The organism is Methylophaga sp. UBA5088, assembly GCF_002414625.1.
In the GTDB taxonomy this organism is placed as follows: domain Bacteria; phylum Pseudomonadota; class Gammaproteobacteria; order Nitrosococcales; family Methylophagaceae; genus Methylophaga; species Methylophaga marina.
In genome coordinates this window covers 39934-46703 of the sequence record NZ_DIAC01000048.1, presented here as the reverse complement: position 1 = coordinate 46703, position 6770 = coordinate 39934, and the positions used below count along the sequence as shown (strand labels likewise).

10 protein-coding genes are annotated in these 6770 nt (G+C 43.2%); 6 read left to right on the top strand and 4 right to left on the bottom strand.

Going from position 1 to position 6770, the window contains the following annotated elements:
- Both B4K20_RS06465 and B4K20_RS06460 read left to right on the top strand, forming a co-directional pair.
- The coding region (locus B4K20_RS06465) for a DUF3108 domain-containing protein (protein ID WP_289282302.1) at nt 1-634 on the top strand (634 nt) is incomplete at its 5' end.
- The gene (locus B4K20_RS06460; RefSeq protein ID WP_289282301.1) at nt 627-1232 is read left to right on the top strand and encodes an NUDIX domain-containing protein; all 606 of its coding nucleotides are present in this window, start codon (nt 627-629) and stop codon (nt 1230-1232) included. The genes B4K20_RS06465 and B4K20_RS06460, both read left to right, overlap by 8 nt.
- 1 nt (nt 1233) lies before the next feature.
- On the opposite strand, the gene B4K20_RS06455 is transcribed toward B4K20_RS06460, so the two are convergent.
- The 3 genes from B4K20_RS06455 to slyD form a co-directional block, all read right to left on the bottom strand.
- Entirely contained in the window at nt 1234-1653 is a 420-nt protein-coding gene (locus B4K20_RS06455; RefSeq protein ID WP_286304467.1) for a PGPGW domain-containing protein, read from the bottom strand.
- Nucleotides 1653-2567 (bottom strand): D-hexose-6-phosphate mutarotase, encoded by a 915-nt coding sequence (locus B4K20_RS06450; protein ID WP_289282300.1) that lies wholly within the window; start codon nt 2565-2567, stop codon nt 1653-1655. Before B4K20_RS06450 ends, B4K20_RS06455 begins: the two co-directional genes overlap by 1 nt.
- A gap of 83 nt (nt 2568-2650) precedes the next feature.
- Nucleotides 2651-3133: a peptidylprolyl isomerase gene (gene slyD, locus B4K20_RS06445; protein WP_286304465.1), complete on the bottom strand. Its 483-nt coding sequence runs from the start codon at nt 3131-3133 to the stop codon at nt 2651-2653.
- A 404-nt stretch (nt 3134-3537) separates the two neighbouring features.
- On the opposite strand from slyD, the gene B4K20_RS06440 reads away from it, so the two are divergent.
- The 4 genes from B4K20_RS06440 to hflD are packed head-to-tail and all read left to right on the top strand — an operon-like array spanning nt 3538 to nt 6272.
- A complete protein-coding gene (locus tag B4K20_RS06440) occupies nt 3538-4251 on the top strand; it encodes a pseudouridine synthase (protein WP_289282299.1) in 714 nt (237 codons plus the stop codon).
- Nucleotides 4157-4537, top strand: coding sequence for an NUDIX hydrolase (locus tag B4K20_RS06435; protein WP_289244793.1), 381 nt, complete (start codon nt 4157-4159; stop codon nt 4535-4537). The genes B4K20_RS06440 and B4K20_RS06435 overlap by 95 nt, the downstream gene beginning before the upstream one ends.
- A gap of 2 nt (nt 4538-4539) precedes the next feature.
- Nucleotides 4540-5643 carry a tRNA 2-thiouridine(34) synthase MnmA gene (gene mnmA / locus B4K20_RS06430; protein WP_289282298.1) on the top strand — a complete coding sequence of 368 codons (1104 nt, stop codon included), beginning with the start codon at nt 4540-4542 and terminating at the stop codon, nt 5641-5643.
- Nucleotides 5640-6272 (top strand): high frequency lysogenization protein HflD, encoded by a 633-nt coding sequence (hflD, locus tag B4K20_RS06425; protein WP_289282297.1) that lies wholly within the window; start codon nt 5640-5642, stop codon nt 6270-6272. The genes mnmA and hflD overlap by 4 nt, the downstream gene beginning before the upstream one ends.
- On the opposite strand, the gene B4K20_RS06420 is transcribed toward hflD, so the two are convergent.
- Nucleotides 6269-6770, bottom strand: a 502-nt coding sequence (locus tag B4K20_RS06420) for an ABC transporter permease (RefSeq protein WP_289282296.1), incomplete at its 5' end; no start/stop codon positions are given. The two genes, hflD and B4K20_RS06420, sit on opposite strands and share 4 nt — an antisense overlap.

The window sequence follows — 6770 nt, the reverse complement described above, 5'->3', positions numbered from 1 at the left end:
CCTTGAAACCGATCAGACGGGTCTCAGACACTTTACTTCTATCTCCCAGGCCAAAGGCGTATTTTCCTTCTTCAAACCGGACATTATTGAAGAAACCAGTTTGTGGAGATTAAAAAACAACGTGGTACAACCACAGTTTTATCGCTACCTTCGAACAGGTGGTAAAAAAGAAAAACGGCTGGAAATGAAATTTAACTGGCTGGATATGACAGCCCAGATTGATGATAGAAAACATCCGTGGCAATTGGATATCGAACCCAATACGCTTGATAAACTGGTCTACCAAATCAGCTTGATGCGCGATTTAATCAAACATAAAGGTGATCAAATTACTTATCGTATTGCTGATGGTGGCAAACTAAAAACCTATCAAATACGCATATTGGGTGAGGAACGCATCAAAACCCCCATGGGTGAAATTGATGCCGTAAAGCTCACGCGCCATCGTGACAAGGACAATAAACGTGAAACCACACTCTGGTGTGCCCCTTCCCTTGCATATTTACCTGTAAAACTTGAACACATAGAAGATGGGACAACTTTTACTGCTGTCCTTCGCCGACTCAAGGGCATGGACTATGAGCAGGCATTTATCCATTACAACAACACATCCACAATAGACTCACATGACTAAAAAGTCGTTTAAAGTACTCAATCAGAAAACCGTATACAAAGGCTTTTTTAGCGTAAAGAAATACACACTCCAGCATACGCTTTATCATGGTGGTTGGAGCCAGGTTGTTGATCGAGAAGTTTTCCATCGTGGCGACTGTGTTGCAGTGCTGCTTTATGATCCTTATCGTGATGAAGTGGTGATTATTGAACAGTTCCGCGCCGGAGCCATTCTGACAAAACAGCAGGAAGAAGCCTGGTTACTTGAGATTGTCGCTGGTGCAGTTGAAGAGAATGAAACACCAGAAGACGTCGCTATCCGAGAAGCTCAGGAAGAAGCTGGCTGTGAAGTGATGGAGCTGATGAAAATTAATGCTTTCTATACCTCTCCCGGTGGTACATCTGAATGTCTGACCTTATTCTGTGGAAAAGTAGACACCTCTGAGGTGGGTGGCGTTCATGGTCTTGCCGAAGAGGATGAGGATATTGCGGTTAACGTTGTGAAATTCGAGGAGGCTTATAAGCTGGTTGAAACTGGCCGTATTCAGTCTGCGATACCTATCATCGCTATTCAATGGTTAAAAATTCATCGTGAATCACTGCGGAAACAATGGACCTGATTTAGTCATACTTCAACGGTTCACTGCCTGCACGCTGCCGTAACCAGTCAATTGAGCGTTGGACACTTTTTTGTTGAATTAACCATTTTTCGAGACGATATTTTCCTGGAAAATTCAGACAGATCAGACCGATAAATAAAGTTAACAACCCCTGCCCTGGTAAAACTAGCATGGCTAGTCCCATTACCACTAACACAAGTCCCAAGCAGTTTTTCAACGTAATAAGTACTGTCCTGATAACAATATGCTTATCAGCCCATGGTGTTTTATGTCTCTTTTCTGCTGTGAAATAATCGGCTGGCATTCTCACAATCAGGTAAGGGATAAAGACTAATGAAGCAACAAAACTTAGGATGGAAATGATGCCTAAGGCCCATAACCATGTTTCGTTACTCCATATTGTCTTAAACAGCTCTTCCATTAAGGTGACGATGCTGTTGAACTTACGTTGTATTTAACCTGCATCTGATGCGATGCACCAGATGCAATAATAACGCTATTGGCCAGCGCATTGGCGGTCTCAACACAGATAAAATGCCCATAATCGTCTGCATCCATATCATTCAATAATGATGCTCGAGTCCAGGGATTCCAAACCACAATATTATCTGCGCCAGATTGTTCAATATCAATCTTTCGGCTCAACGATTGGTCAATAATCTGAACATGAGCAGGAGATTCTAGATAGACACGATCGGTCTCAGCAAAGGGCGTAATGTCACCCACCTGTGTATGTTTAGAAAAGTCTAAAGTTTTATCCAGATAATCGACCCCATCTAAACCTACCACCATGGTTTGAGAAATCTCACCAACCAAAAAATACGTGTGTAGCGCTTTTGAGATACTAAATGGTATTTCACCTCTATTTTCAGTAGTCAGGGAAATATCGAGCTGATCACCAATGACAATTTTCTTGCGTAGACGAAATTCACTCGGCCACCACTGTTTACTGGTTGCTGTAGATTCCAAACCTAATGTGATTTCAGCAATATCATCGTGTAACTGACAGTCAAGCACATTCCATAGCAAATTACGGGCAAAACCATGAGCTTGCCGACCTAAATTACTGGGATCTTCACCAAACCATGGCCAGCAAACGGGTACACCACCACGTATCGCTTTGCCTTGTTGGTAGATGGCTTTGTCACTCAAATAAAAAAGATCATGTTCCATTCCATTTGATTTATACGACAATATTTGCCCTCCATAGAGAGCAATAGTCGCAGAAGCTTTTTTTGTGCTTACCTCAATGATGGGCATACCTGTTTGCCCCTCAACAAAGCACACTTTAGCCTCTTTACCAAACAGACGATTAAGTGTTTCTAAATCCTGCATATTCACTATTCCAAACGAAAAAACGGGCTTACGCCCGTCTCTCCATAGACAGTTAAGTCATCAACTATAAGGACAAATCCTTATTAGTGATGATGACCGCCTTCGCCATGAACATGACCATGCTCAAGTTCTTCAGCACTTGCTTCACGAACTTCACGGACAGTTACATCAAAATTCAAATGCACACCTGCTAACGGGTGATTACCATCTACTGTGACGGTTTCATCTTTGATATCAACAACAGTCACAAGCACTGGGCCTTGCTCTGTTTCTGATTGAAACTGCATACCAACCTGAACATCATCAACACCGCTGAATAATTCGCGTGGTACATCTTGTTTTAATTCTTCGTGTCTTTCGCCGTAGGCTTTTGCAGGTTCTATGCTTGCTTTCACTGCATCACCTGCTTCTTTACCATTCAGTGCATCTTCCAGACCTGGGATAATATTACCCGCACCGTGAAGGTAGGCTAATGGACCTGCTGCTTCAGAGCTATCGATGACGCTGCCATCGTTATCTGTCAGGGTATAGTCGATGACTACAACAGTATTATCTGCAACTTTCATTTACGTTCCTCACTTAGATGTTTTGGATTACAGCTGCAGCATAATCACTACAACCTATTGATGCTATCACCATTAAACTCGATAGATTTAATTATGGTTTTTCACATCCACAGTTATTAATGCCATAAAGACTCTTTGAGTAATATGGAGATAATAACTGTTACGCTAACAATATCAGGATGTCATATCCATCGGCTTTTGCTAGCCTGCACTGGTATAGTATCAATACTTGGCCCGCCATTAAAAGCCATCATCAGCTTAATTTTTTATCATCCAGATAAAGCGTAGTTGATTGATATTAAACGTGATGCTTAACCATCACCTGACCAATAAACGTTTTAACTAAACAACTCTATGATAAAAAAGTTGAGCATTTTATCATTAAACGGTTTCACACACTAATCATGACTAAGCTGATACTTTTTAACAAACCCTTTGATGTGCTGACACAGTTTACCGATGAAGCTGGTCGTAAGACGCTAAAGGACTATATCAATCTCCAACATATTTACCCTGCTGGGAGACTGGACCGTGACAGTGAAGGACTTGTATTACTCACTGATGATGGTCAGTTACAACACTTAATAGCGAATCCCAGATTTAAATTAGAAAAAACCTACTGGGTTCAGGTAGAAAATATTCCAGACACTAAGGCGTTAGAACAATTAATCACAGGTATCGAACTAAAAGACGGACTCACTCAACCTGCAAAAGCACGTCTGATAAGTCCACCGACTATCTGGGATAGACAGCCACCAATTCGTGAACGAAAATCTATTCCAACACAATGGCTGGAGCTGAAAATTACAGAAGGACGTAATCGTCAAGTCAGACGTATGACAGCAGCTATCGGACATCCAACACTTCGTTTAGTACGAGCGGCAATTGGCCCGTGGCAACTAAATAGTCTGGAACCAGGTCAATGGCTCTCCGTTAATGCCAATGACGTGATAAAATGGCGAGATGATTTGGAAGCCTCGAACAACAGTCGCCGCCGTCGTCGAACAGGACGATCGATTCCTTCTGGTCGAGGAGGAAATCAACGGCAAAATGACATTAAACCAGCCAGCCGGCCATCTCGAACCAGACGAAAGTCTTATCGACGCAGTGATTCGTGAGACAAAGGAAGAGACTGCCTGGACGTTTCATCCGCAATCACTGGTCGGAATATATCGCTGGATTCACCCGCGTAAGGGCGAAACCTATATTCGTTACTGTTTTTCAGGAACAGTGTCGGATCATGATCCTGACCAACCGCTGGATGATGATATCCACCAGGCCCTCTGGTTACCTTTTGAAGAGGTACGCCGCAGACAAGCGGATCTGCGTAGTACACTTGTAAGCGATTGTTTCCAAGACTATATTGACGGTCACCGCTATCCTTTGGATATTTTACGTAACTAAATATGAGCAATGTAAATAAAGTAGTCGTCGGACTTTCCGGCGGCGTCGATTCTTCTGTCGCCGCATTATTGTTAAAACAGCAATTTGAGCATGTTGAAGGCCTGTTCATGAAGAACTGGGTCGACTTCGCTGATGAAAGTGAGTGTACTGTCGAAGAAGATCGTAAAGATGCCAGCTCTGTTGCTGAAACTGTTGGCATCTCCTTTCATGAAGCAAACTTTGCCATGGAATACTGGGATTACGTTTTCAAGCACTTTTTAGACGAATACCGTGCCGGTCGTACACCCAATCCAGATATTCTTTGTAATCGTGAAATCAAATTTAAAACCTTTCTCGATCATGCTATTGAGCTTGGTGGCGACATCATTGCTACCGGCCACTACGCACGTGTTGAAGAACGAAATGGCCAATTTCATCTGTTAAAAGGCAGAGACCACAAAAAAGATCAAAGCTACTTTTTATATACGCTTGGTCAGGAACAATTATCACGAACACGCTTCCCGCTGGGTGATTTACCAAAAACCGAAGTTAGACGTATTGCTGAAGAAGCCGGTTTTATTAATCATGATAAAAAAGACAGTACGGGTATATGTTTTATTGGCGAGCGTCATTTCCGTGAGTTCCTAAGCCGCTATATTCCGGCTCAGCCTGGTGAGATGCGAACACCAGAAGGTGAAAAAATTGGTCAGCATGCGGGGCTTATGTATTACACATTAGGTCAACGTCAGGGACTGGGTATCGGTGGTCGAAAAGATAGCACTGGCGAACCTTGGTTCGTCGCCGGTAAAGATATGGATAATCAGATTCTTTACGTTGTTCAGGGAGATCATCCCTGGTTGTGGAGTCAAAACTTAACGGCAGACGAACTCTCTTGGGTAGCTGGCCATCCGCCACAGTTCCCATGTCGTGCAGCAGCAAAGACACGCTATCGCCAACCCGATCAAGCTTGTACGATAACTCAGGATGAGAACGGTCATATTCAGGTTGAGTTTGATGAAAAACAACGTGCGGTGACACCGGGCCAATCTGTTGTGTTCTATCTGGACGATGATTGTCTGGGTGGTGGGATTATTGTCTCGACTGATGCACCAGGAATCCATCCATGAGTATAAGTCCCCGTTTACGTGATCGAACCATTGCTATTACAGCCGTCGTGCAAGCTGCATCACTAGTTCAACAAGTCGCTGAAACCGGTCAGGTAAATAGTGCTGATATGAAAGTCATGTTGGAAAGTTTGCTGGTTGAGAATGCGCCAGATACTGAATCTGTGTATGGTTCAGTCAGTCAATTACGAACAGGAATTGAGGCACTCAACACCCAGCTTTCCAAGAAAAAAGACAAGAAAGATGTAAACCTATTGCGTTATGTTATCAGCCTGCTTCATCTTGAACGTCAATTAGCCAAGCAACCTGAAATGCTGGCATTAATAGATCGCGAAATTCAGCAGGTGCCCTCTCAGATAGATTACTTCGGTGACATACTGTCACCACAAGTAATTGCTCGTTTTGCTGATATTTATCAACGCACCTTAAGTGAGTTAAAACCACGCATTCAAGTCTATGGTGATCCCGGCTTTCTACAACAGCCTGATAATATTAATCGGGTAAGAGCTCTGCTTCTTACGGGTATTCGTGCTGCCGTGTTATGGCAACAAAAAGGTGGACGACGCTGGCAGTTTCTATTTCAAAGCGGAAAACTCCTTAGCGCTACCGAAGCACTGTCGCGTGAAATTTAATTCATTCGTGCTTTAAACAGCCATAAGAAAAATACAATCGATAAACCTGAACCACCAAAAATCATACACATCACTACAATTTGATAGTGAGCAGCTGTGATGGGAGACACCCCTGATAAGATTTGTCCGGTCATCATGCCTGGCAAAGACACTAAACCAACAGCTAACATCGAGTTAATCGTTGGTATAAAAGCAGCCTGAAAAGCCTCATACCTGGCGGTGATGAAATCGATATTTCGTGATAATTCTGTAGATAACCGCTCTGCTGCCAAACTCACACTGTTCATCGCGTTAGCAAAAATCATCCCGGCTAATGGAATCATATACCGTGGTTCATACCAGGGAGAAAGACCGATCACACTTTGCGTAATTAGCAGCAATGTCAGCCCACTACCTAGTAAAATACTGATGAAAACAACGGGATAAAGTGCGCGCCGTTGGTCTTTGACCGTTCCCAATGCAATCCAGCTGGCAGTGCTAACCATGACTAACATGACC

Coding starts and splice junctions, on each gene's coding strand:
- B4K20_RS06460 (WP_289282301.1), top strand. CDS start 627: ATGACTAAAAAGTCGTTTAAAGTACTCAATCAGAAAACCGTATACAAA.
- mnmA (WP_289282298.1), top strand. CDS start 4,540: ATGAGCAATGTAAATAAAGTAGTCGTCGGACTTTCCGGCGGCGTCGAT.
- B4K20_RS06455 (WP_286304467.1), bottom strand. CDS start 1,653: ATGGAAGAGCTGTTTAAGACAATATGGAGTAACGAAACATGGTTATGG.
- slyD (WP_286304465.1), bottom strand. CDS start 3,133: ATGAAAGTTGCAGATAATACTGTTGTAGTCATCGACTATACCCTGACA.
- hflD (WP_289282297.1), top strand. CDS start 5,640: ATGAGTATAAGTCCCCGTTTACGTGATCGAACCATTGCTATTACAGCC.
- B4K20_RS06440 (WP_289282299.1), top strand. CDS start 3,538: ATGACTAAGCTGATACTTTTTAACAAACCCTTTGATGTGCTGACACAG.
- B4K20_RS06450 (WP_289282300.1), bottom strand. CDS start 2,567: ATGCAGGATTTAGAAACACTTAATCGTCTGTTTGGTAAAGAGGCTAAA.